Source organism: Mucilaginibacter sp. SJ (assembly GCF_028993635.1).
Taxonomy (GTDB): domain Bacteria; phylum Bacteroidota; class Bacteroidia; order Sphingobacteriales; family Sphingobacteriaceae; genus Mucilaginibacter.
Genome location: NZ_CP118631.1, coordinates 4,150,155 through 4,173,689, shown reverse-complemented (window position 1 = coordinate 4,173,689; position 23,535 = coordinate 4,150,155). Strand labels below are relative to the sequence as shown.

The window sequence follows — 23,535 nt, the reverse complement described above, 5'->3', positions numbered from 1 at the left end:
TGAAATCATAAAAAAATAATGAGCGATAAATTAAAAATTGGGATCAGCATTGGCGATGTAAACGGCATCGGTTTAGAGATAATTATTAAAACTTTGGCCGATAGTAAGATTTATGATTATTGTACGCCTATTGTTTACGGGCATACCAAGGTGGCGTCGTTCCACCGCCGTGCAACCCAGGTTAATGAGCTTAATTTTTTGGTGATCAATGACCCTTCACAAACTCATTTCCGCAAACCCAACATGATCAACTGTTGGGAAGAGGATGTAAAGATTGATATAGGGCAGGTTACGGAAGCGGGCGGCAAGTATGCCTTCAAATCATTGGAGCGCGCTGTATATGACCTGAAAGAAGGTTATATAGATGCCTTGGTTACCGCTCCTATCAATAAGGATAACATCCAGAACGACAAATTCCACTTTCCTGGTCATACAGAATATTTACAGCAATATGATGGCGCTGCCGAATCGCTGATGTTTTTAGTAAGCGATACTTTACGTGTAGGCGTGGTTACGGGTCATATCCCTGTATCAAAAATTGCCGAAAGCATTACCGCCGAAAAAATATTGGCTAAACTGAAACTGATGAACCACAGCTTGCAAAATGATTTCTGGGTGCGCAAGCCAAAAATTGCCGTGTTAGGGCTTAATCCGCATGCCGGCGATAACGGCCTCATCGGCAGCGAAGAAAAAGATATCATTATACCCGCTATTGAAGAAGCCCGCTCAAACAATATCCTGGCATTTGGCCCGTACTCGGCCGATGGTTTCTTTGCCAATGGCACTTACTTGCAGTTTGATGCCGTACTGGCCATGTATCACGACCAGGGCCTGATCCCTTTTAAACAAATAGCCTTTGAAACGGGTGTTAATTTTACAGCCGGGTTAAACTTTGTGCGCACTTCGCCCGATCATGGAACTGCGTATGATATAGCAGGAAAAAACCAGGCTTCGGAGGTCTCCTTCCGCGAAGCGCTGTTTACAGCTATCCACATTGTAAAGAACCGCAGGGAAGGGCTCGAACTTAATGAAAATCCACTTTTATTCAGCAAGCTAAGCCGCGACAGAGATTAAAAAAGCCGTGTAATAGTAATGTTTCAATTTAATTACCGTTAAATTAAAACATTTACGCTGCTTGTTGCATTTACATCACTGAATGAATAATTTTCTTAGCCGCATACGTTCAATAGATGCATTCCGCGCTGTAACAATGTTCCTCATGATATTTGTGAATGACCTGGATGGCATTCCGAATACCCCGACATGGCTTAAACACGCGGGCTCAAATGTTGATGCGCTGGGTTTGGCCGATACTATTTTTCCTGCGTTTTTATTTATAGTCGGGCTTTCAATTCCCTTTGCTTTTCAAAACAGGTTAAAGCAGGGCGACAATTTCAAACTACTATCGCGGATAGTGAGCCGCTCGTTCGCGCTCATTTTTATAGGTTTTTTCCATGCCAATATGGAAACCTACAACGAAGCAACAACCTTGTTACCCAAACCCGTTTGGGAAAGTCTGGTTACATTCAGCTTCTTCTTTATTTTTTTAGATTACAGTAAAGATACATCACCCACTAAACGCTATATGTTGCAGGGCTTCGGCATATTGTTACTTGCCGGCATGGCGTTGCTATATCGTACCAGCGACCCCGGGCATACCTGGCTTCACTTTACCTGGTGGGGCATTTTAGGCCTGATAGGCTGGTCATACATGCTTTGCGCACTTATCTATTACTATTCCGACGGGCATTTGTGGGTGCAGCTGGCGGCCTGGATGTTCTTCATATTCTTTAACCTGGATGTGCATTTCGGCTTCCTTGATTTTATCGACAAGCTGCAGGGCTATATCTGGATAGCCGGCAACGGCGCCATGCAGTCGTTCACCATGGCGGGGGTATTTATTTCGGTATTGTATATGCGCCTCAAGGCCAATAACGAAATGAAGATGCTTTGGGTGGCCATGATCCTGATCGCTATCATCCTGTTTAACCTGGGCTTTATAGTACGCTATTTTAGCGGGGGCATTTCCAAAGAACGCGACACCCCTTCATGGGTGCTCATTTGTACCGGGATAAGCCTGGTGGTGTATGCCTTCTTTATTTTCCTGGTTGATGTTAAAAATAAATACAACTGGTTTAAGGTGATAGAACCCGCGGGCACCAACACCTTTACCTGTTACATAGTGCCCTTCCTATTTTATCCAATATATGAAATGAGCAGGATTGGCTACCCCGAATACCTGAGCCAGGGTACTGGGGGCCTCATAAAATGCATTGTATTTGCTTTTGTAATGGTATGGCTCACGGGGTTATTGGATAAAATCAATATCAGGATTAAGATATAAGCTGACTGTTTACTTTATTTTGATGAGATATGTTCCACTAAAGTTTTTTATATCTGGGTTTCCTTTTTTTGAACGATCAAAGTAAATACTGCTGAATTGAAATACTACAGTATAACCGGGCGTTTGTCTGGTTACCTGCATCAGATTTGCTGGCAGCTCATAGCCTTTTGGCATATAAAGGTTATCTTTATTCTTTTTGCTACGATATTTTTCGAGGGTAGTAGTATCGGTCATCATTTTATTCACAATCTCAATGGGATCAAATTTAACTATATCGTTATTAAGCATTAAGCTGCACCTGTGTGTTTCGGCAAAATGAACTTGCTTTATAGTGATGCCATTATAGTTATTAATCACGGTATCTGCCCCCAGGTTGCTTGCAAGTTCAATATCATATCCTTTAACAACCGTGATATTCTCTTTTTGACTAAACATATAGCTTTCGCTCTCTGAAAAATCGGTTGTTGTCTCGGCAAAGGGATAATAATAATCACTGAAACGGCCTAGTCCCAATTGTTTTTTTGCCCATTGATATTTTAAAGTCCTTAACCCCTCCCTGTCAACAAGCAGGTTGTTGTACTCCCCCTTTTGTTTTGCTAATGAATCAGCAACTATGTTTAAATCTCTTTTAAAATAGGGTTGCAAGCCCTTTAGGTCGTAATGATAAATGAAATAGCTGAGCCTGCTTGCGCCGAGGCTTCCTTCCTTCATGTTGATTTTTGTGCTATCAACAAGTATCAGCTTTCCATCTTTAAATCCATTATGCTTTTTAAAAAAGCTAATCACCATACCCCTTTGCGAATACATACTCATGGTAAATGCACTTTGTGGCCCATAAATACTAAGCAGGGTTAGTATACAGAGTGAGATTGGAATGATTTTAATATTCTGCTTTTTAAATAATAAAAAATAAAGCGAAATGAACAGCAGCCACAAAGCGAGTGCTATCAAAAAATACCTAAACTCTGTAACGCCATAACTAAATACTCTTGTACCAACGGCCACAAATAGCAATATCTGTAAAGGAATGAGCAAAAAGTAGAAACTACGGGTATAGGTTTTAAGCCATTTATTTTCGTTTTGCTCGCGGATGGGGTATACCAACAGGAGCGATAATATGCCAAATACGGCATAACCTAATATCAGGTTTGATACAAGGCCTTTAGGGAGCTTCCATTCAATGAGAATTTTGATTTCATAAGCCAGTAAAATGAGTACATATACTGTTGATAGCGGGATGAGTACATATTGGGTGAAGATCTTTAGGCCTTTGGGGTAGCTTTCATCTTCATTAAGTACTGCTGTATCTATTGGTACTCCTGCTAAAAAGAAAAGTGTAGTGAACATCCCCGTGATCCATACCCACAAAACCTGGTAGGTATCCGATTCAAATTTAAAATTAAACAAGAAGTTTGTGGCCCCGATTGCAGCAGCCAGGCCGGCAAATAACACTACGCCGTATAGCATACTTGCTAAAATGCGCAAAAAGAGTGTTTTATTAAATTGCCAAAACCCTTGTATTTGCCCTTTGCCGGTAAAGGCCGCAAAGGCTACCATTAAGTGAAATGCCAAGCTAAGCAGGAAGAACCGCGTATAATCCGCCTGTCGTTCGGGTGGATTGATCATAAAGATCAGCGCAATAGCGATCACTGTTGCAGCTATTTTTACGAGAATCTTTTTTCCGCTCTGCCAGTTTTTACTTTGGGTATATAGGGTAGCCGAGAGGCTAAGCAAAAAGCCGAGGTTGGCTATCATGATAGCGCGCATACACCAGTTTTCACTTACACGATTAAGATTATCAAGCTCAATCTTCGCGGTAGCAGCTATGGTGCCGGCAAAAGCAAAGAATGTTTCAAAAGGATAGCGTTTGATGGTATTTGCCGCGCTTTGCACCAGGTTTTTTATCGACGGGAATTTCATCTGCATAATAAGGTTTAGGTACTAATGTATTACTTATTTATGTTTTTTCAAGTTCCGCTTTGGATTTTGCACTCCTGCAGGATGATGAAAATGTAAAATATATGTATTAAAAATCAAACCAATACCACGGTTAATTGCATTTAACACATTAGTGTTTATATTTGCGTTCGCAAAAAAACATCATTTTACTATAATGAGAGAAATACAATTCAGAGAAGCGCTAAGAGAGGCCATGGTCGAAGAAATGCGCAGCGACGAGAATATATACCTGATGGGTGAAGAGGTTGCAGAATATAACGGCGCGTACAAGGTAAGCCAGGGAATGCTGGACGAATTTGGTGCAAAGCGTGTTATAGATACGCCCATCTCTGAATTGGGTTTTGCCGGTATCGGCATCGGCTCGGCAATGAACGGCTTACGCCCCATCATCGAGTTCATGACTTTCAACTTTTCACTCGTAGCTATCGACCAGATCATCAATGGCGCTGCCAAAATGATGTCAATGAGCGGCGGCCAGTTCTCGGTGCCAATTGTTTTCCGCGGACCTACCGGTAATGCAGGTATGCTTAGCTCACAGCACAGCCAGTGCTTTGAAAACTGGTATGCTAACTGCCCTGGCCTAAAAGTGGTTGTACCATCTAACCCTTACGATGCTAAAGGTTTGTTAAAATCAGCTATTCTTGATCCGGATCCGGTTATTTTCATGGAGTCGGAATTAATGTATGGCGATAAAGGCGAGGTTCCTGAAGAAACTTACTATATCCCGCTGGGTAAAGCAAAAGTTGTTAAAGAAGGCAACGATGTTACTTTAGTTGGCTTTGGCAAGATCATGAAAGTGGTTGTTGCAGCCGCTGCCGAACTTGAAAAAGAAGGTATCCACGCTGAAGTGATCGACCTGCGTACTGTACGCCCTATCGATTATGCTACAGTTATTGAATCGGTAAAGAAAACAAACCGCCTGGTAATTATTGAAGAAAGCTGGCCGTTAGGTTCAATTGCTACTGAAGTTGCATTTAAAGTACAAAAAGACGCTTTCGATTACCTTGATGCTCCTATCTTACGTATCATGGGTGGCGATGTTCCGCTTCCTTACGCTCCTACTTTGATCCAGGAATACCTGCCAAACCCTGAAAGGGTGATCAAAGCAGTTAAAGAAGTAATGTACGTTACCAAGTAATCGTTTTAATATAAAATATGTAAGAGCCCGATATGAGAATACCGGGCTCTTTATTTTTCATCCCCCCCAACCTAAATTTAAAGTTCCTTATCATTATGAAGTACCTTTTTGCTTGTATTTTTTTATTAGCAGGCCTGTTTGGATACGGGCAAAAAACAAAAATAATCCCATTGGAGTATGTGGATCCCGGAACTATTTTAAAAGAAAATCAAGCCATTATTTACGGGAGTTTTATCCAACGCCTTACCTTTTGGCAAACAGGCTATCAGCAAACGATCAGGGTCAGAAATTTGGAAACAAACGAGGTGTTTTCATTTGAAGTAAAGCCCCCACTCAGATCAAGAAAAGAGAACCCATTTTGCTTTTTTATAAAGCCGGGCACATATGAAATAGTAAACTTTTACTATTCAAAAAGCAAATGGTACGGAATCGAGAATAATATAAGGCCCGTTTTTAGAGGTATTGATTTTGAGATCAACCTTAAAAACAAAGTGGATAGCGGCATCATCAAACGGGAAGACCTGCACCGCATTGTGTTTAAGATTGATAAAAATACACTCACATATCTCGGGCAATGGCATTTTGAATCCGGCGCTCCATCCTTCAAAGATGACAAAGCCGCGCTTGATAAAAAACTAAAGCAGGATTATTATTTTCTTGAATTTGAAAAGGCCGCTATTGTATTACCTGACTAAAATTTTACGCTGCCGCCAAAAATATTTTTACAAAAATGCCTACTTTTAAAAATTAACATTTTTGAACATGCGATACACCTACTTTAAAGCATTTAAACCCTTATTTTTTATTGTATCGGCGCTGGTATTCACTGGCAATGTTGCCTCGGCACAAACCCAGGCGGCAACTCCGGCCGCGGCTCCGGTAACCGGGGTACAAACCTTCATTGATAAGTTTTTTAAAGAATACGACAAGCAAGGCACAGCCCGCGCAGTGATTGATATTTTTAAAAGCAACAAGCAAATGGATTCAACCCGGCTTACCGGGATTATTGTCAAAATAGATTCCATGCGAAGTGTAATAGGCAAATATCTCGGCAAGGATCTGATCATGCAACGCAAGGCTTCAAACAGCCTGGTACTGTACAGCTATCTGCTTAAACACGAAGGCCAACCGGCCCGCATGACGTTTATGTTTTACAAACCCAAAAATGAATGGGAGATCTACCGCCTCTACTTTGATGTAGACGTTGACGGTGAACTTGCCGAATCATCAAGAGTAACGGGGAAACCTTAGTTTGAGCTGAAAGCCGAAGGCAGAAAGCTAAAAGCTTTTTAACTTACAGGCAGCTTTAAACATTCTGCTCTTTTTCTCCAAAGCTTTAAGCCTTCGGCTTTCTGCTTTAAGCTTAATCTACTAATATATTCTCGCCAAACTTTTGCGAAACCGTGGTGTCCCCGCGGTTTTCAATTTTTATCACCAGCGAACTGTCGTACGGAATTTTTTCAATCAACTGAATTTTTGTTCCTATACCTATGTTCAGCCGTTGAAGGTATTGCAAAAATGAACTGCTGGTGTCACGCACGGCGGCAACATGGCTTTGGGCACCAGGTTTAAGCTCAGAAAGGCTTACGGAATAGGATTTGGGCACTTTACCATTCGCCTTAGGTATAGGGTCGCCATGCGGGTCATATTCAGGAAAGCCCAGGAATTTGTCCAGCCTGTCGGCAAGGGTGGCATCGTTAATGTGTTCCAGTTCTTCGGCAATGTCATGGATCTCATCCCAGTGATAGCCTAATTTCTCCAGTAAAAAAACTTCCCAAAGGCGATGCCGGCGTACAATTAATGTAGCATCCTTTAAGCCCTGCTGGGTTAACCTTACGCCATTTTTTTTATCATATTCTATCAATTGCTTTTCGGTAAGCTTTCGGATCATATCTACCACCGAGGCTGGGTTATTGCTCAATGATTCGGCAATGGCGGTGGGCGTGATTTTAAAATCCTTTCCTTGTAATGCAAGGCGATAAATAGCTTTTAAATAGTTTTCTTCCGAAAGCGTATACATCAGTAATCAATTTGATAAATACAAACATAAGCAAAAGTAAAACGCTTATTACATGCTGAACGTTAGGTAGCACCCCAGCTTAAAAGAAAATACCCCGGATAAAACTTTTGAAGATTGGTTTTAATTATAATTGTATATGGATATTCAACTTTGTATTATTCTGCAAAATCCCCCGGTGGGGGTAGATTTCGGAATTCAAAAGGGTAGCGGAAACAGATATGAAACGATTCAAACACAACGATCTGATGAGCTGGATATGCAATTTAATCTCACGATCCAATTAAAAAGCGATCCGCAGAAGATTAACGAACCTCGATTTTCAGGGCCGTATGTACAGGGGAAGCCCGCAAGTCAGTTCATGTATATTGACGTTGGTGAATATGCGGGGCAGGTGGGAGGCTGGAGCCGCAGAGTTAAAGTTCCACTTTCCGGAGTAACCTGGGACATGATAACCCAGCTTAGTCATCATTCGGCGGCATTCCTTATAACGAGCTTTTCGGGGACAGCAAAAGACGGTAGTCCCATTTGTGCTACGGTCAAACCATTTGAAGGTTGGAAAGTAAATATGCCTTAAACCGGGCCCCAATTAACTTATAGATATACCCTGGAAACAAAATAAGCCTCCTTTTCAGGAAGCCTATTTGCTATATAATAATGTTTATTAGTGATGTCCGTGACCACCGCCATGACCATGTCCGCCGCCACCACCGTGACCGCCACCATGACCATGATCACCGCCACCGTGCCATCCGCCTCTGTTTGGGTTACCGCCGTGCCATCCGCGGTCGCCACCGCGCCAGTGATTGGCATATCTTACATCACGGCTGTTACGGATAATCACCTGGTCGTGACGGCCGCGATAGCCAGAATAATGGTTCCTGTAGTATGCGTTACGCATCCATGGGTTACGATCATTTATTACCACCTTGTAGCCACTGTAAACATTGTAGTTACGATACCTTACAGGTAAATACCTGCGGTGTACCCATACGTTGTTTTCATAGTAAACATAATTATGGGTTGGCACATCGTAGTAAGCATCAATATCAGGCATGTAATAGTAATTTACATAATCATATCCTACAGGGCCCCAATCAGGCTGGCTGCCTATGTTGATCCCTAAACCAATACTAACCTGTGCAGAAGCTATTTTTGCAGTGAAGCAGCTTAACAAAATAACTGCCGATAAAATCATCTTTTTCATAACGCGTGTAATAAGTTATATTTATATGACTATGGTTAAAGCCCATGGTTTAACCTGTCTTAATATCTGTTGCTCCATTTATTCAAAACAAATGCCATTGTAATGGCAGCCATAGTATGTTGAAGTAAGCTCAATTAATTCTAATACAGCAAGCGTTAGCTATTTTCCGTCTTAATTAAATGAGCAATATTTTCAATTAAAAAAACTGCATTTTGTTATCATTTGGTTAATAATTATATGACAAATAAAAGCTTTCCGGTCCTTCCGGCACCCTGTTTTAGCCCTTGCCATACTGTCTGCTAAAACATACGAAAATAACCGCATAAAAAAAGCCACCCTAACCGGGTGGCTTGAAATATTGATAGTCAAACTAAAAATTATTGTTTAGGCGGCGCAGGCTGATCGGCTGGCGCTTTGCCTATCAGATCCATAAACTGATCCAATTTTGGTGTTATGATAATTTGAGTACGCCTGTTTTGCGCTTTACCTGTCGGGGTTGAGTTATCCGCGATAGGATTATACTCACCGCGGCCACCGGCAGTTAAACGTTTAGGATCAACCTGGTAAGTGGTTTGCAGGGCCTGCACCACTGATGAGGCACGTAAAGCACTTAAATCCCAGTTGTTACGGATATTTTTCTGCGAAATAGGGACATTATCTGTGTTACCTTCTATCAGCACGTCATAATTGCTATAGTCCATAATGATCTTGGCTATCTTGCTTAAAGTAGCACCTGCCTTATCAGATATTTCATAACTGCCCGATTTATACAGCATGTTATCAGATAATGAAATGTAAACCACTCCTTTTAACACCTTTACATCAACATCCTGGGTTTCCTGCGGAGTTAATGAGCGGGTAAGGTTGTTAGTTAACACCATATTAAGCGAATCGCTTTTGTTTTTAGCGTTAACCAGCTGCTGTATGTAGCGGTTTGAAGCGTTGATCTCATCAACCAGCTTTGATATGTTCACATTGCCCTGGCTGCTTGAATTTAAACATTTGTTCAAGGCATCCTGCAAAGCGGCTACATTTGTTTTTTGTAACTCAATTTGCTCTTCAAGGCTTTTGTTACGGCTACGTGCTACTGCAAGGGCCTGTTCGCTGGTTTGGTATTTTATGCTCAGGTCTTTGGTGCTGTTTTGCAATTGGGTGTAATTAGCATCCAGCTCTTTGTACTTTTTGCTGCTTACGCAGCTTTGGCCTAATACTGCTGTTACAAGCAGGGCCAAAATGGATATTCGGTATTTCATAGTGTAATTTGATTTAAATCGTTTAACAATAAATCGGTTAACTAAGTAACGAATATAATGTCCGTTTATAGCTAACCTATGCAGGTAAACTATTAAAGTTAACCGGAATGTGACATAACGGGGCAACTTTTGTGCCGAAGGCCGGCTATGCCTGCCTTGAAGATACAGCGGGGATTTAAAGAAAAAGAACCGTCCTTTTTAGAGGACAGTCCTTCATAAAAACAATCAAAATTATAACAATACAAAAACTTAATCGCGGTGCCCATTGCCGTGTTTGTCATGACCATCATGTCCGCGTTTATTACCGTTTGATTTGTGTTTTACGTCAACCCTGCGCACGGTTTTACGTTCAACCCAATGGTTACGATATTTTTCATCGTGGCTATCACGAATTACAACCTGATCATGACGGCCTTTGTATGAAGCATATTTACGTTTGTAAACATCGTTCCTAACCCAAGGGGTGCGCTCGTTAACTACTACCTTGTAGCTGCGATATACATCATAGTTACCAAAACGTGGCGGCAACATGGCCCCATGAACCCAAACATTATTGTCAAAATAAACATACTGGTGGGCATTGATATCGTAATAAGAATCAATATCGGGCAGGTAATAATAATCTACGTGGTCATAACCTACCGGGCCCCAGGCAGGTTGGCTACCGATATTAATATTTAAGCTTATTTGGGCGCCGGCTATTTTTACAGTTAAGCTGCTTAATAAAATAGCAACTGTTAAAATTATCTTTTTCATGTTGTGTTATTGTTTTATTTGTAGGTATGACAATAACCGTGCATAAAAGTTTAACCCGTTACATGTTGCAACGGGTAACTAATTGGTTACAATGCTTTAGTTAAAAAAAATCGACTGATAATCAAAACTATTCGTCGTCGTCATCTTTATCGGCTGCTTTTTTAGCTGCCATGGCCAGTACAGGTTTTCCGATAACTTTATAGCTGCCTTCGCCTTTTAGTATTGATGCCAGCTGGGCTTTATCCTGCATGGTTTTTACGCTCTGTGCAAGTTCCTTATCGTATTTAAAGTTGGTTTCGTAACGGCCTTTTTCATAGTAATAGCGTGACGCTATTTCGTTTTCAAGTACTTGTTTTATTTCGTCTTTATGTTGAACAAGGTCGTTCTTTTTGCTGGCGATAAGTTTGGTTTTCAACCCTTCATACTCAGCCTGGATATCGTTGAACTGTTTATCCTTAGTGGCTTCAACTTTTAAGGTGGTTAATAATTTTTCGGATGTGGTGGTATAGCTATAGTTTTTATCGGCCAGGTATTTTATAAAGTCATTGTATTCGCCATCAGATAGCGTAAACGAACGGGCGTCGGCAATTTTAGCGTGCTTATCGCGGTAAACGGTGGCATAATCAAATATCAGCAGTTTGCCCACCAATGCCTGGGTAACGTTAGCAAATTTTTCCTGTTTGATAAACAGGTCCGGGTAAATGCCGCTGCCGTCATAAACAGAACGACCGTTTTTTGTTTTAAATTCATGGATCAGCGAATCAGCTACCTTTACCACGCTGCCGTCATCCTTACGGTGGGTATAATCCAGTTCCTGGATACAACGGCCCGAAGGCACATAGTATTTGGCGATGGTAATTTTTACCAGGCTGTTATATGGTAAATTGAACGTTTGCTGTACCAGGCCTTTGCCGTAACTGCGCTGCCCGATGATCACCGCGCGGTCGAGGTCCTGCAGGGCGCCGGCAACAATTTCACTTGCCGATGCGGAATGGCTGTTAACCAATACAACCAAAGGCAAATCAGGTTCAAGCGGCGCGCTGATGGTACTATAAGTAAAGTTCTTTTCCTTTATCTTCCCTTTTTGCGATACGATCTCCACATCTTTCTGCACAAAAAGATTCACTATTTTTACGGCTTCCTGTAGTATGCCGCCGCCATTTGAGCGAAGATCAAGGATGATGCCGTTGGGATTTTTCTTTTTTAACTCGATGAGCGCATTGGTAACTTCGGCAGCCGAATTTTCGAGGAACTTATCCAGTTTAATGTATCCCATGTTGCCATCAACCATGCCAAAGTACGATACATTAGGCTGTTTAATCTCGTCACGGACCAGGTTCTTTTCAAATGGCTGAGGTGTATTATCGCGTTTGATGAACAGTTTTATGGCAGCACCCTTTGAGCCTTTAAGCAGCTGGCTCACCTGATCATTATTTTTACCGTTAAGGTCAACATCGTTTATCTTCAGGAGCTGATCCCCGGGGTGTACATCTCCTTTTTGGGCCGGGAAGCCCGCAAACACTTCCGATACAAATACTTTACCGTTACGCAAAAAAATACTCGCACCAATGCCGCCATACTGGGTACTTACGTAATGCAGCTTATAGTCTTCAATTTCCGATTCGGGCACAAACTCGGTATAAGGATCAAGGCCCTCGAGCATGGCATCAACACCTGTTTTGACCAGCTTAGCCGAATTGATATCATCAACATAATTGATATTAACCTCTTTATAAACAGAGGCAAAAACATCAAGGTTCTTCGAAATCTGGAACAGGTCGTCATTAAAACCCACTATACCCGCGGCCAGCAATGCAATACCTGCAAATAAGCCTGCTCTTTTGTATTCTTTTTTGAACACTAAACCCTGTTTCATCATTTATCCTCGAAAAAAATAAAAATACAAAAAAGCTATCCAGTTTGTATAACCGCAGTGTCTATTTTACAGTCGGTTGGTATCAATATTAACCAGGGCCTTTTTCAGGGTGAAAACCACATATTTACGATCACGGTTCACCAGGTCCATCAGTTTGGTAATCAAGCTTTCTTCCTGTCCTTCGCTGTATTTCAACTGCTCGTCTGTAAGGTGGTTGTATTTACGTTGAATCTTAATTTTTACGCGTTCCCAATCCTTGTTTGTAATACTGATTTCAGCCATGTTCAATTTATTTTCAGCAAAAATATAAAAAATACCAAGTTGCTGCTGTTAATTGTTTGGCTCGTGTATTGATAATACCTAATACGGCTCAAATATGGGCCGGGTTATAACCAAAGTAAATTAATAGCGTAGGGCTGTATACAATTTTAAAGGATGATGTGCGTTTACGGCTTTACATTTAACATCGAAAAGTATGAAAAAGTATCTATTAAGTGCAGTATTACTGATAGCTGTAAGCATCAGTGCAAAAGCACAATTTTCTTTAGGCGTAAAGGGTGGTGTCAATTTTTCAAAAATTGGCTCCGATAATTTTAACGACAAAAACCTGACTGGCTACCAGGCCGGTTTATTTGCCCGCGTAGGCAACGGCGTTTACTTACAGCCAGAGCTTTACCTGAGCGGCACCGGTGGTAAATTTGAATCGAATGATAATAACACCGCTTTTAGCGGCAAAGTAAGGTTCACTAACCTCAATGTGCCGTTATTGATTGGTAAGTCATTTGGCCAAAAAGACCTGAACTTCCGCATTATGGCAGGGCCTATTTATACTTACACGCTTGATCAAAGCACCAGCGTAAGTAATAACGTAGGTAATGCATTCAATGATTTTAACAAAAGCAATATTGGTTTCCAGGCCGGTGCCGGTGTTGATATCGGCTCAATCACTGCCGATTTGCGTTACGAAGGCGGTTTAACCAAAGTTAGCGATAGCTTTGCCAAACGTCAGAATCTTTGGGCACTGAGTGTGGGCTTTAAGATTTTTTAAGCTTGAATAAAGGTCGTGAGGACACGAACTTTGGGAATGTAAAATGGCCAGACGGGTTAACCTGCCTGGCCATTTTATTATAAGCCTCACCCAACCCTCTCCAAAGGAGAGGGCTTTGCTTTTTTGAAGTCTCCCCTTCTGGGGGAGATTTAGAGGAGGCCGGGTTACTTCGCACTAAATACTACCGATGTTACACCGGCTGTCATAGCGGCTTTACCTGCCGGTTTATAAATAAAGAACAGCTTGTGCATTTTGCCATCCGTTACCGGCGTAAGCGTTACATGAACGGCGCCACCTTTTGCATCTTTGCCCGGCACCGGCATACTGCCTTTGCCTGCAAGTGTACCTGTTTCCGAATCAAGTCTTACTTCAAAATTAAGCGGCGCGCTTGGCGGTGCCTGCCAGAAATTGGTAAGGTTAATGGAACGTACACCGGTAAGATCGATGTTGTCCAGCTCAAACCAGCCTTCGGTTGGCGGATAGATCATCAGATTAATACCGTTGTATTTAAAGGCTGTAAACCCGTTGAATTTCTCAGTGCCTTTAAACAGGTAGGTACTGCTGTTTAATGATACTATGCTGCTTCCGGTTAATTTCTTAATGTCATTCCCGCCATCATCGGTGTATTTAGCCGATAATACCAGCGCTGCCGCTTGTTGTTTTTCGGGCGGAGCAGGCAAGATAGTGCCCGATGCCGCTAACGATGGCTTTTGACTGCTGTTATCGAGCGAAAGTACCCAGTTAATGATCTGATCAACGTCGCCCTGCTTAATGTTTGGATGGGCAGACATGGCTGTTTCACCCCAAACGCCGGCCCCTCCTTTAATTACCTTTTGGGTAAGCTTAGCCATGGCGTTAGGGTCTTTTTTGTACCTGGCCGCAACCTGAACAAATGATGGGCCTATGGATTTGCCATCTTCTTTGTGGCAGCTTTTGCAATCCATAGTAAGCATGAGGGTTTTGCCGCGGTTTTCGGGCTCGCCCTGCTCATGCTGCGCAGCCGATTGCGCTTTGTCGAAGCCTTCGATATAATCAAGCCCAACGTAAATGCGTTTTGGATCTACCGCTTTGGTGTCGGGCCCATCGGTTACGTTAACCGCATATTTGAACGGCACACCAGGCAGGTAAAATGACTTGTTGCCGCCTGTAATAGCGATGGTAACCGTTGGCTGTTCATTGCCGGCATATATGCTAACAGGTGCACTTTTGCTCGATATGCCTTTGTCGTCTTTTGCTTCAACGATAATTTTATAATCGCCTGCAGTAGTGTAAGTATAGCTTAATGTTGGCGTTGTACTTTCTTTGGTCACACCATTACCCAGGTTCCATGTATAAGAAACATTGTCTTTTTCAGGATCCTGAGCTTTAACTGCGAGCTTAACTGTAAACGGCAGCACACCTGAAGTTTTATCAGCCTTGAACGATGAAATTTCGGGCGGGCGGTTTCCGGAGATATAGTCAATGCGGAACAGGCCTGCATCGGGGTTATGCGAGAACCAGCCGCTGCCATATTCCAGGCCGTAAAGCCTGCCATCGGGGCCAACCTCCATGTCAATCATGGAGTTTACTTTCAGTTTGGGGAAGAATGGCTCCATTTTATCAAAATCGCCTTCAGGAGTTAGCGTGATGGCTTTTATCCAGCCGCGCATCCAGTCGTATGCCAAAAACTTGCCATTATAATAATCAGGCAGGCGGGTATCTTCCGGGAACATGTCTGTATAATAAACCGGGCCGGCCATAGCGTTCCTGCCGCCTGCGCCAACCTGCGGAAAATCAGCCGATGGGCCATAAGGATACCAGATAAACGCTGACTGTGCCGGCGGCAGATCGGTTAAGCCGGTGTTATTACGCGAATTATTAACCGGGTGTTTAGGATCAAATGTCGGCCCCGATTTGCCTGTAGCATAATCATAAATATGGTATGGCTTGTTATCGCCCACAAAATACGGCCAGCCAAAGTTGCCCGCTTTTTTTGCCTGGTTAACCTCGTCGTAACCCATGGGGCCACGGTTGTCAAGGCTGTCATTATGAGCATCAGGGCCAACTTCGCCCCAGTACAGGTAGCCGTTCTTCTGATCTACCGAGATGCGGTATGGGTTCCTGTCGCCCATTACATAAATTTCGGGGCGGGTTTTTGGCGTTCCTTTCGGGAACAGGTTACCTTCGGGGATATCATAAGTACCATCGTCATTAACTTTAATCCGCATGATCTTACCCCGCAAATCGTTGGTATTACCTGCCGAGCGGCGTGCATCAAACTGTAAGTGGCCGGGCCTGTCATCCACCGGGGCATAACCGCTGGTTACATATTTCTGCCCCTTTTCATCAAACGGGGTCGAATTGTCACCTGCCGATAAAAACAGCATTCTATCGGGGCCAGGACCAAAGGCAATTGAACCGCCTGTATGACAGCAGATATCGCGCTGTGCTTTTACTTCCAAAATAACCTTCTCAGTCTTTTTATCCAGCGTATCATTTTTAAAAGTAAACCTCGAAAGGCGATTCACCGAGCTATCAGCCGGGCTGTAATAAATATAGATCCAATTGTTTTTTTCAAAGTTTGGGTCTTTAGCCAGGCCAAGCATTCCTTCTTCAGCATTCACGTTGGGCACATGGGCTTTCCAATACACATCAAAAAAACCAACCTGTTTTACCTTCTGGGTATCGTGCTTGTACAGCATGATCTCGCCGCGGCGCTGGATCACCATAATATCCAGGTTCGGCAACACGGTCATTTCGGTAGGTTCAAAAAACTCGCCGGTTGATAATTGTGTTTTTTTAAAGCGATCTTCATCGGGTGGCAATTGGGTTTTAGCCTTGCTGTAATCCAATTCTTTATTTTCGCCTATGGCATATTTAATACCGGCAAGCAGCATTTTCAGGTAGCCTGCTTCTTTATAACTTTCGTCGGTATGGCCCATGGCTGTATAAAACGCACGACCGCCGTCGAAATCATGATACCAGGTGGCGGGGTGGTTGCCCATACGTTTACCGCCTTTGTAGCTGTTTTCGTCAAGGGTGATGAGCACATGCACATCCCCGGCCAATGGCTTGCGGAAACTGTAAAACTCATCGGTACGTTTCCATACTTTAGGCAAATCTTTAGTTGCATCGTTGTTGGCATCAACTATATTATAAGTGCCGGGCTGTACATTCGGGTTTTTATCGTGGATACCCGGGTGGTCATAAAACCAGGCGCCAACCAGGCGACCATACCACCCCCAGTCATATTCGGTATCAGCGGCGGCGTGAATGCCTACATAACCGCCTCCCGCCTGGATATAACGTTCAAAGGCTGCTTCCTGCCTGTAGTCAAGTACATCGGCAGTAGTGCTTAAGAAAATAACGGTTGAATACTTTTTGAGGGTGTCCTCGTTAAACATGGCCGAGTTTTTTGTAGTGTCTACCTCAAAGCCATTTTCGGCGCCAAGCTTTTTGATAGCGGCTATACCTGCATCGATGGATGCATGGTGAAAGCCCATGGTTTTTGAAAAGATAAGCACGCGCGGTTTATTGGGGCGTGTTTTGTTACAGGATAAGTAAATGCAGCTGAATGCCACAAGAACCATCAGGACGATTTTTTTCATATCGACTTAATTGCAGATTGGGTTAATTGGTGTTCGGATCGGTTTCAGGACTTACAGCAGCAATATACCACAATCGATTGCAATAAATTGCTGCCTACCAAATTTATAACTAAATCTTTACGAAACAATACCCAATGTGTAAAAATGACACATTATTTTTTACTGTAATTTTGACGGTTTTTTACTGCGCCCAACATATCCAGAAAGTTTATTTCTTTTCCTGCTTTTTTTTGGCAGGTTGCCTGTGAAGACACCCGGATGATGTTAATATTTTGGAGAATGCGGTTTAAAAAACCTATAAAAACAGCAAAGCCCCTGATGGGCAGGGGCCTTTACTAACCAATTATAAACCTAAATTATGAGAAGAGCTGTAGGAGAAGGAGTCGAACCTTCACGGAGTGGTTATTTTTATTGCTAAAAGTTTCCCAATTTCTCCGCCACCGCGACAAGGAGGTGTGTCTGCCAAAAATTTCACCATCCTACAGTGTTGTAAGTCTGAAGTCGTTAGTCAGAAGTTCTAAGTCTTTTGACTTAAAACTTCTGACTTTGTACTTAAACTTGCTGTTGGGGAAGGATTCGAACCTTCACAGAGTGGTTAGCCCGCTTCGGGTTTTCCATGATCTCCGCCACCGGGACAAGGAGGTGTGTCTGCCAAAAATTTCACCACCCAACATTGTTTTTACTTTAAAGAACATTAAGCATTTCCCTTTTGCTTGATACAAATTTAATAGGACTATCTATTTCTTGCAAATATTTCAACAAAAATATTTTATTTTTAATCGAATTTTAATTAAACTTGTATTTCAATATAGATATTCAAATTTATGTCCCACAGAAAAGCTCAAAATTTAGAAATTGATAATCTTGACATCCAGATTTTATCAATATTAATGAAAAATGCTACCACTCCATACACCGAGATAGCTAAAGAGTTGATTGTTTCTGGCGGAACCATACACGTGCGGATGAAAAAGTTAGAGGAGATGGGTGTAATAAAAGGGGCCAGCCTTGAGGTAGATCCGCAAAAGTTAGGATATGACATCACTGCATTCCTGGGTATTTACCTCGAAAAAGGATCACAGTATAATGAAGCTGTAAAGCAGTTAAAAACAATTAAAGAAATTGTCGAGCTGCATTACACTACCGGCGAATGGAGCATTTTTGCTAAAATTGTATGTCATGATACCACTCACCTGCGTGAAGTTTTGAACGAGCAGATCCAGGGCGTAAGAGGGATTCAACGTACCGAAACCTTCATTTCGCTTGAAGAAAGTATCAGGAGGCAAATAACGCTGGAATAAATTTTTACTCAAATTATTGAAACGCCTATAGCCTGGTTTTTACCGGGCTATAGGCGTTTGTTTATGAAAACCTTAAATTGAATTACCAAAAAACGGACTATAGAACGTGAAAAGGGAAGATTCATGCCCCGATTACCATGTCACCCTTACTGTAGTGAAAGATTTTCCGGCATAATCAACATCATAATAATTTTGATTCACATTATCCTGGCTCCAAACCGCCACGTTATTTTCTGTTGCACTGGTCCTGTAAATCCTTATTGTACTTATATTGCCGCCAAAGTACAGCCTAACCCTGTTTTGGGGATCGGTATTCCAGTTAACTACATTAATATCGGCCTTGTTTGAGGTTGTAAAAGCGCTTACGTTATCCGCTCCAAAGTTCGTAATACCGGCTAATGTTGTAGGAATATAATTTTCGTTAAGCAGGTTAGCCGTATATTGTTGAAAAACGTAGTAGTTTTTCTTTCGTACCGCCGGTGCCCCCCAGGGAGTATACAGCAGTCCGCCAAAATTAGTTTCAGGATTACCCCATTCAAAATACAGCCAGCCCCTGGCTCCGCCCCTAAAAGCATCGTGAAATTTATTAACCAGGTCAAGGGCGGCCGTTAATTCATCCGGTGTGGTTCCCATACCAAAGCCCGCGTGCCACTCCGTCATATACAGGCCCTTTGCACCCGCTGATGAAGAGGCTGCTGAAAAATTAGCAGCAGAACTATTGAAATATTGATGAGTAGTGAAAAGGTTTACGTTCCCCGAAGCGTTAAGCCCCGAAACATATGATCCGGTATGGGTTACATCAATACAATCCGGAGATGCAAAAACAGGTACAGCGATACTCAATGACTGTAATTTAGTTTTAAGCCATCCGGCAGTGCTTGTATATACACTTTGGGCTTGAGCTGTGGTAAACTCCGCCGATTCATATGCTATACCCGAAGACGGGTAATCGGGTTCATTCATTAAGCTCAAATAATTAACAGTTATTCCATTGTCTTTTAGATTTTTAATATGAGCATACAAAAATTCGCCGAATTCGCTATAAGCATTTGTTACACTGGCATTAAGCGTTCCTCCATTATTAACGCTATTGTTAGTCTTCAGATATTTAGGCGGAGATAATACAATAGCCCAGACTTTGATTCCCGGATTTATAAGCTGCGCTTTCTTTAACGCTGTTATCTGATCAACAAGGTTAGAATTGCCGGTAAAATTAAATTTAGAAAAATCTGTGTTATTCGGGTCTGTGTTATCATTCACATCCTCCACTCCATCAGCTCTAAGTACAATTTTAAAAACGTTTACATTAAGGTCGTGCCAAAGCCAGTTGCTTGCATCAGTAAAATTAGTTATCCCGTTTACCAGATGCCCGCTATAAAAGTAGCAACCCGCCCCTATAAGGTCAATCTTCTGGAGAGGGCTTCCTATTCCTACAGTTATGCTTCCCCCGCTTTGAACGGAATTTATAACTGGCTGATTCACTCGCTGCTGTGCAGGAGGCACAGCATTTTTACGACAGGACAAAATAGCGCAAGCCAGTGCCACAGCTATTGCTGAAAGGATTTGATTCTTTCTCATAAACTTTTCTTTGATTGATAATTGGTCCGTAATTATCGATAATAAAACAAGCTGATAAATGGACATAATCAGGTTTTATATGGACTATATTACTTTCAAGATCTTCAACACCATATCCTGCTGAAGATTTATAAAAGCAGAGGAAAAAAGATATTTTATTTCGATGTTGCTTCAACACTGCCCTCTTCAGTTAGCGCTTCTGTCCGCTTTAACTCTTTTTATCATTTAAGTGTTAAAAAATGTCAAAATCAGTTAATTATATTAATTAAAAAGCCTTTTTCATCTCAATTTCATAAAGCGCCGCTACTTTAGTTTTTGTAAAGGAGTGATGTAGCGTAATTGATCAAACTCGCGTAAGGTAATTTACGGTGCATTGTGTGTTCATTTTTAGATACTTAAAAGATTATTATTATGCTGGCTATAAAAACTTTAACCGATAATTTAACAGTCTACAAACGCAACATACGTTTAATGGGCGATAAATTTGAGATTAGTGTAGTGGGCAATAACCCCCTGCTGGCCGATGAGCAAATTGACATTGCCATTGATGAAATTAACAGGGTTGAAAAACTGCTTTCGGCTTTTAGCGATGACAGCAGCATCAACCACATAAACCGTAATGCCGGTGTTGCCCCGGTTAAAGCCGATGGTGAAACATTCAGGCTCATTAACAGGGCACTGCAAATATCAGAACTTACTTACGGCGCTTTTGATATTACTTACCTGGCAGACAACGCGTTTAACGAAACCCCTGCCGAAAACGCTTCGGTAAAAACCGCCAAACGTACGCTTCCGCTGGCCAGCTACAAAAACATAGTGCTTGATGCTGTAAAACAAACTGTTTTTCTGAAAGAAAAAGGGATGCGCATAGGTTTTGGCGCAAACGGCAAAGGCTACGCTGCCGACAGGGCTAAATTTGTGTTGCAAATGAACGGCGTAAGCAGCGGCGTGATCAATTTTGGCGGTGACCTGCTTGCATGGGGCTTACAGCCAAACCTGCAGCCCTGGACTGTTGCCGATGCCGACATTAGCCAGCTAAGCCAACCCTTTGCTGATTTGGAAATCAGTAACCTTGCTTTTGCTACGTCGGTTAATGCCGAAAAATATGCAAGCATTAGCAATAAAAAATTCACCAACGTATTTAACCCTAAAAAAGGTTTTCCGGTTAGCGGTATTACAAGCGTGAGCATCCTTAGCCCTACCGCCGAATTTGCCGACGCCTTGGCCACGCCAATACTCACCATAGGTGTTAATGCCGGCTTATACATGATCAATCAGCTTAACCAGGTTGCCTGCGTTATTATTGATGACCAAAACCGGGTTTATCCGTCAAAAGACATCGTTCTCTGACTTTCAAACATTAAAGTACACTCATAAACCTTCCATCATAATTGTGATCTGTTATAATTCATTTGCATCGGCATTTTTACAAGTGCTCCTGCAAATGAATTGTTATTTGTTGTACCTTTCTCATTTTGGTGTAAACATTTAAATTGACCTTTATTTGAGCCTTATTTTTACCTTTTCTTCTCCTCAATGATAAAGTGGTTTGCGTATATTGTCCTGTTATTGATATTTGCAACACGTATATCATTTGCCAATGCCCTTACAAAAAACATTGATGCATTTACTCATGCCGGTAACAAAAATCCGGGTGTGTTGTCGTATACTTCATTAGCGGCTGATACTACTACCAAAACCAAGAAGCAACTGGAGGATGAAAAGAAAAAAATCAAAGAAATAGCCAAAGCAAAGCGGCAGGCTAAACCGGCTACCGTTGATGACGATGCTGTACCGCCTAAGCCCAAACCAAAAAGGCAGCGCCGGCCCGAAGGCATGGAACGCCCGCCCGAAATACCGAGGAGAAATGGCAGTTAAACAGGTTAAACAATTTACCATATTGATGAAATACTTTTGCTTACTTTTTTTTATAGCTGCAAGCAGTACCGCATTTGGTGCAGGTACTGATTTGCGCCTTTTTGCCGGTAAGCATCCCTTAGTAGCCGATTCTGACACCATTATTCGTAAACGGTCAATTTCGGCCGGGGTAAGTTATGGCAGCGACGTGCTGTTTTTTGGTCGTACCGGCCCGGTAAAATATCCTTTTGTTACTGCCGATCTGATTTATAATACCAAGTCGGGTATCTTTTTATATGGCTCGGCTTTTAAGGTTTTGGGTTATGCCCCTGTCGATGAGGTTGATTTGGGCGGAGGGTATTTTTATAAATTTTCAAAGGCTTTTTCCGGCTCTGCAAGTTATACCCGGTTCTTTTTTGCCAGGGATGCAGCGCAGGTTATCAAGTCGGCGTCCTCAAATGATATCAATTTTAAAAACTCATACGATTGGCATTACCTGAAAACAAGCGCCGTGCTTGATTATCTTTTCGGCAAATCGAACGATATTTTTTTAACAGTAAGTAATTCAAAATACTGGGAAAGCAGCTGGAGCATTTTTGACGACCAGGATTTTCTTTCCTTTAACCCTTCCTTTAATTTTATCCTGGGCACGCAGAATTTTGTTCAGCGCTATTCACTTGATCATCATTTCAGGGACGAGGCCGCCAATATTTCTATACAATATGACCCGCGTTATGCGAGCCGTAACCGCCGGTTCAACATGCTTAATTACAGCTTCAAAATCCCGGTGGCTTATAACCGGCCGCATTATACGTTTGAATTTTCGTACAAATATTCTATCCCAGTTAACGTAGAAGGAGTATTGCTTAACCGGCGCGAGTCATTTTATAATTTAACTTTTTACTACGTTTTTTATTAGTCATAATACATGAATGTTTTAATAATAGAAGACGAAACAGCACTTGCCCACGAACTGGAAATTTTTCTTTCAAACTATAACTATATCTGCGAGGTTTGTTTTGACGGCACTTCGGCATCCGAAAAAATTGCCACAAATCTGTATGATTTTATATTGATAGACCTGGGCCTGCCCGATTATGACGGCCTTGACCTGCTCAGGGAATCAAAAAAGACTAATTCGGAGGCGGCATGTATCATACTCACCGCCCGTGCAGAGATCAACGACCGGATCAAAGGCCTCGACCTTGGCGCCGACGATTATCTGCCTAAACCTTTTTCGTTGCTTGAGCTGCAAAGCCGTATGCAAGCCATCATCAGACGTAAGTTTGGGGTTAAAAATAACATTGTTGAACTGGGCGGCTTCCTGATCGACCTTACCGCACGTACTATATCCTACTACAACAGCGTTGTTAATACCATTACCAAAAAAGAATTTGACCTCATAGCCTATTTAATTTTACATAAAAACCGTACGCTTACCCGCATGCAGCTGAGCGAGCATATCTGGGGCAGCGTGGTGAACAATGATTACGACAGCAATTATATTGACGCGCATATTAAAAATATCCGTAAAAAATTAAATGCCTTTGCCCCGCCCGACTGGCTGGAAACGGTACGCGGTTTGGGCTATAAAATAAAGATCAACGCCTGAGT

21 protein-coding genes and 1 tRNA gene are annotated in these 23,535 nt (G+C 42.2%); 12 read left to right on the top strand and 10 right to left on the bottom strand.

Going from position 1 to position 23,535, the window contains the following annotated elements; genetic code table 11:
* The first annotated feature begins 18 nt into the window (after positions 1 to 18).
* Both pdxA and MusilaSJ_RS17030 read left to right on the top strand, forming a co-directional pair.
* Complete coding sequence (gene pdxA / locus MusilaSJ_RS17035; protein ID WP_090532117.1) at positions 19 to 1,074, top strand: 4-hydroxythreonine-4-phosphate dehydrogenase PdxA; 1,056 nt, start codon at positions 19 to 21, stop codon at positions 1,072 to 1,074.
* 82 nt (positions 1,075 to 1,156) lie between these two features.
* Positions 1,157 to 2,344, top strand: a complete 1,188-nt coding sequence (locus tag MusilaSJ_RS17030) for a DUF5009 domain-containing protein (RefSeq protein ID WP_274986099.1) — start codon at positions 1,157 to 1,159, stop codon at positions 2,342 to 2,344.
* Between the two features lie 9 nt (positions 2,345 to 2,353).
* Here the strand turns inward: MusilaSJ_RS17030 and MusilaSJ_RS17025 are convergent, their stop codons facing one another.
* Positions 2,354 to 4,270: a DUF4153 domain-containing protein gene (locus MusilaSJ_RS17025; protein ID WP_274986098.1), complete on the bottom strand. Its 1,917-nt coding sequence runs from the start codon at positions 4,268 to 4,270 to the stop codon at positions 2,354 to 2,356.
* Between the two features lie 187 nt (positions 4,271 to 4,457).
* Between MusilaSJ_RS17025 and MusilaSJ_RS17020 the strand changes: the two genes are divergently transcribed.
* The 3 genes from MusilaSJ_RS17020 (at position 4,458) to MusilaSJ_RS17010 (ending at position 6,692) form a co-directional block, all read left to right on the top strand.
* On the top strand, positions 4,458 to 5,441 hold the full coding sequence (locus tag MusilaSJ_RS17020; protein ID WP_274986097.1) for a pyruvate dehydrogenase complex E1 component subunit beta: 984 nt from the start codon (positions 4,458 to 4,460) through the stop codon (positions 5,439 to 5,441).
* A gap of 95 nt (positions 5,442 to 5,536) precedes the next feature.
* Positions 5,537 to 6,136, top strand: a complete 600-nt coding sequence (locus tag MusilaSJ_RS17015; protein WP_274986096.1) for a hypothetical protein — start codon at positions 5,537 to 5,539, stop codon at positions 6,134 to 6,136.
* 67 nt (positions 6,137 to 6,203) lie between these two features.
* A complete protein-coding gene (locus MusilaSJ_RS17010; protein ID WP_274986095.1) occupies positions 6,204 to 6,692 on the top strand; it encodes a hypothetical protein in 489 nt (162 codons plus the stop codon).
* Between the two features lie 112 nt (positions 6,693 to 6,804).
* Here MusilaSJ_RS17010 and MusilaSJ_RS17005 read toward each other — a convergent pair whose 3' ends face one another.
* The gene (locus tag MusilaSJ_RS17005; RefSeq protein WP_090532127.1) at positions 6,805 to 7,461 is read right to left on the bottom strand and encodes a metal-dependent transcriptional regulator; all 657 of its coding nucleotides are present in this window, start codon (positions 7,459 to 7,461) and stop codon (positions 6,805 to 6,807) included.
* 136 nt (positions 7,462 to 7,597) lie between these two features.
* On the opposite strand from MusilaSJ_RS17005, the gene MusilaSJ_RS17000 reads away from it, so the two are divergent.
* Positions 7,598 to 8,035 carry a DUF5990 family protein gene (locus tag MusilaSJ_RS17000; RefSeq protein ID WP_274986094.1) on the top strand — a complete coding sequence of 146 codons (438 nt, stop codon included), beginning with the start codon at positions 7,598 to 7,600 and terminating at the stop codon, positions 8,033 to 8,035.
* Positions 8,036 to 8,122: 87 nt separating this feature from the next.
* Here MusilaSJ_RS17000 and MusilaSJ_RS16995 read toward each other — a convergent pair whose 3' ends face one another.
* The 5 genes from MusilaSJ_RS16995 to MusilaSJ_RS16975 form a co-directional block, all read right to left on the bottom strand.
* Positions 8,123 to 8,665: a hypothetical protein gene (locus MusilaSJ_RS16995; protein ID WP_274986093.1), complete on the bottom strand. Its 543-nt coding sequence runs from the start codon at positions 8,663 to 8,665 to the stop codon at positions 8,123 to 8,125.
* Positions 8,666 to 9,042: 377 nt separating this feature from the next.
* Complete coding sequence (locus MusilaSJ_RS16990; RefSeq protein WP_274986092.1) at positions 9,043 to 9,918, bottom strand: OmpA/MotB family protein; 876 nt, start codon at positions 9,916 to 9,918, stop codon at positions 9,043 to 9,045.
* Positions 9,919 to 10,167: 249 nt separating this feature from the next.
* On the bottom strand, positions 10,168 to 10,674 hold the full coding sequence (locus MusilaSJ_RS16985; RefSeq protein WP_274986091.1) for a hypothetical protein: 507 nt from the start codon (positions 10,672 to 10,674) through the stop codon (positions 10,168 to 10,170).
* A gap of 127 nt (positions 10,675 to 10,801) precedes the next feature.
* Positions 10,802 to 12,553 carry a S41 family peptidase gene (locus tag MusilaSJ_RS16980; protein ID WP_342457008.1) on the bottom strand — a complete coding sequence of 584 codons (1,752 nt, stop codon included), beginning with the start codon at positions 12,551 to 12,553 and terminating at the stop codon, positions 10,802 to 10,804.
* Positions 12,554 to 12,616: 63 nt separating this feature from the next.
* Positions 12,617 to 12,832 carry a hypothetical protein gene (locus tag MusilaSJ_RS16975; RefSeq protein WP_090532134.1) on the bottom strand — a complete coding sequence of 72 codons (216 nt, stop codon included), beginning with the start codon at positions 12,830 to 12,832 and terminating at the stop codon, positions 12,617 to 12,619.
* A gap of 193 nt (positions 12,833 to 13,025) precedes the next feature.
* Here MusilaSJ_RS16975 and MusilaSJ_RS16970 point away from each other — a divergent pair, with 193 nt between their 5' ends.
* Positions 13,026 to 13,598, top strand: coding sequence for a porin family protein (locus MusilaSJ_RS16970; RefSeq protein WP_274986090.1), 573 nt, complete (start codon positions 13,026 to 13,028; stop codon positions 13,596 to 13,598).
* A 164-nt stretch (positions 13,599 to 13,762) separates the two neighbouring features.
* Here the strand turns inward: MusilaSJ_RS16970 and MusilaSJ_RS16965 are convergent, their stop codons facing one another.
* Together MusilaSJ_RS16965 and MusilaSJ_RS16960 are read right to left on the bottom strand one after the other, a co-directional pair.
* Positions 13,763 to 17,185: a ThuA domain-containing protein gene (locus MusilaSJ_RS16965; protein ID WP_274986089.1), complete on the bottom strand. Its 3,423-nt coding sequence runs from the start codon at positions 17,183 to 17,185 to the stop codon at positions 13,763 to 13,765.
* A 561-nt stretch (positions 17,186 to 17,746) separates the two neighbouring features.
* Positions 17,747 to 17,858: transfer RNA gene (locus MusilaSJ_RS16960), tRNA-Asp, on the bottom strand.
* 151 nt (positions 17,859 to 18,009) lie between these two features.
* On the opposite strand from MusilaSJ_RS16960, the gene MusilaSJ_RS16955 reads away from it, so the two are divergent.
* Positions 18,010 to 18,486 (top strand): Lrp/AsnC ligand binding domain-containing protein, encoded by a 477-nt coding sequence (locus MusilaSJ_RS16955; protein WP_090532141.1) that lies wholly within the window; start codon positions 18,010 to 18,012, stop codon positions 18,484 to 18,486.
* Between the two features lie 132 nt (positions 18,487 to 18,618).
* On the opposite strand, the gene MusilaSJ_RS16950 is transcribed toward MusilaSJ_RS16955, so the two are convergent.
* Positions 18,619 to 20,064 (bottom strand): glycoside hydrolase, encoded by a 1,446-nt coding sequence (locus MusilaSJ_RS16950; RefSeq protein ID WP_274986088.1) that lies wholly within the window; start codon positions 20,062 to 20,064, stop codon positions 18,619 to 18,621.
* Positions 20,065 to 20,475: 411 nt separating this feature from the next.
* Between MusilaSJ_RS16950 and MusilaSJ_RS16945 the strand changes: the two genes are divergently transcribed.
* The 4 genes from MusilaSJ_RS16945 to MusilaSJ_RS16930 all read left to right on the top strand — a co-directional run bounded on the left by MusilaSJ_RS16945 (position 20,476) and on the right by MusilaSJ_RS16930 (position 23,533).
* Positions 20,476 to 21,414: an FAD:protein FMN transferase gene (locus MusilaSJ_RS16945; protein ID WP_274986087.1), complete on the top strand. Its 939-nt coding sequence runs from the start codon at positions 20,476 to 20,478 to the stop codon at positions 21,412 to 21,414.
* Positions 21,415 to 21,600: 186 nt separating this feature from the next.
* A complete protein-coding gene (locus MusilaSJ_RS16940; RefSeq protein WP_274986086.1) occupies positions 21,601 to 21,942 on the top strand; it encodes a hypothetical protein in 342 nt (113 codons plus the stop codon).
* On the top strand, positions 21,932 to 22,840 hold the full coding sequence (locus tag MusilaSJ_RS16935; protein ID WP_274986085.1) for a hypothetical protein: 909 nt from the start codon (positions 21,932 to 21,934) through the stop codon (positions 22,838 to 22,840). Before MusilaSJ_RS16940 ends, MusilaSJ_RS16935 begins: the two co-directional genes overlap by 11 nt.
* 9 nt (positions 22,841 to 22,849) lie before the next feature.
* Positions 22,850 to 23,533: a response regulator transcription factor gene (locus MusilaSJ_RS16930; RefSeq protein ID WP_110586191.1), complete on the top strand. Its 684-nt coding sequence runs from the start codon at positions 22,850 to 22,852 to the stop codon at positions 23,531 to 23,533.
* Positions 23,534 to 23,535: the final 2 nt, after the last annotated feature.

Bases quoted from the DNA above. Each gene is read 5' to 3' on its own strand.
- MusilaSJ_RS16940 (WP_274986086.1), top strand. From the start codon at position 21,601: ATGATAAAGTGGTTTGCGTATATTGTCCTGTTATTGATATTTGCAACA.
- MusilaSJ_RS17025 (WP_274986098.1), bottom strand. From the start codon at position 4,270: ATGCAGATGAAATTCCCGTCGATAAAAAACCTGGTGCAAAGCGCGGCA.
- MusilaSJ_RS17010 (WP_274986095.1), top strand. From the start codon at position 6,204: ATGCGATACACCTACTTTAAAGCATTTAAACCCTTATTTTTTATTGTA.
- MusilaSJ_RS16970 (WP_274986090.1), top strand. From the start codon at position 13,026: ATGAAAAAGTATCTATTAAGTGCAGTATTACTGATAGCTGTAAGCATC.
- MusilaSJ_RS16990 (WP_274986092.1), bottom strand. From the start codon at position 9,918: ATGAAATACCGAATATCCATTTTGGCCCTGCTTGTAACAGCAGTATTA.
- MusilaSJ_RS16950 (WP_274986088.1), bottom strand. From the start codon at position 20,064: ATGAGAAAGAATCAAATCCTTTCAGCAATAGCTGTGGCACTGGCTTGC.
- MusilaSJ_RS16985 (WP_274986091.1), bottom strand. From the start codon at position 10,674: ATGAAAAAGATAATTTTAACAGTTGCTATTTTATTAAGCAGCTTAACT.
- pdxA (WP_090532117.1), top strand. From the start codon at position 19: ATGAGCGATAAATTAAAAATTGGGATCAGCATTGGCGATGTAAACGGC.
- MusilaSJ_RS16955 (WP_090532141.1), top strand. From the start codon at position 18,010: ATGTCCCACAGAAAAGCTCAAAATTTAGAAATTGATAATCTTGACATC.
- MusilaSJ_RS17000 (WP_274986094.1), top strand. From the start codon at position 7,598: ATGGATATTCAACTTTGTATTATTCTGCAAAATCCCCCGGTGGGGGTA.
- MusilaSJ_RS16975 (WP_090532134.1), bottom strand. From the start codon at position 12,832: ATGGCTGAAATCAGTATTACAAACAAGGATTGGGAACGCGTAAAAATT.
- MusilaSJ_RS17015 (WP_274986096.1), top strand. From the start codon at position 5,537: ATGAAGTACCTTTTTGCTTGTATTTTTTTATTAGCAGGCCTGTTTGGA.
- MusilaSJ_RS17020 (WP_274986097.1), top strand. From the start codon at position 4,458: ATGAGAGAAATACAATTCAGAGAAGCGCTAAGAGAGGCCATGGTCGAA.
- MusilaSJ_RS16935 (WP_274986085.1), top strand. From the start codon at position 21,932: ATGGCAGTTAAACAGGTTAAACAATTTACCATATTGATGAAATACTTT.
- MusilaSJ_RS16945 (WP_274986087.1), top strand. From the start codon at position 20,476: ATGCTGGCTATAAAAACTTTAACCGATAATTTAACAGTCTACAAACGC.
- MusilaSJ_RS16965 (WP_274986089.1), bottom strand. From the start codon at position 17,185: ATGAAAAAAATCGTCCTGATGGTTCTTGTGGCATTCAGCTGCATTTAC.
- MusilaSJ_RS17030 (WP_274986099.1), top strand. From the start codon at position 1,157: ATGAATAATTTTCTTAGCCGCATACGTTCAATAGATGCATTCCGCGCT.
- MusilaSJ_RS16980 (WP_342457008.1), bottom strand. From the start codon at position 12,553: ATGATGAAACAGGGTTTAGTGTTCAAAAAAGAATACAAAAGAGCAGGC.
- MusilaSJ_RS16995 (WP_274986093.1), bottom strand. From the start codon at position 8,665: ATGAAAAAGATGATTTTATCGGCAGTTATTTTGTTAAGCTGCTTCACT.
- MusilaSJ_RS17005 (WP_090532127.1), bottom strand. From the start codon at position 7,461: ATGTATACGCTTTCGGAAGAAAACTATTTAAAAGCTATTTATCGCCTT.
- MusilaSJ_RS16930 (WP_110586191.1), top strand. From the start codon at position 22,850: ATGAATGTTTTAATAATAGAAGACGAAACAGCACTTGCCCACGAACTG.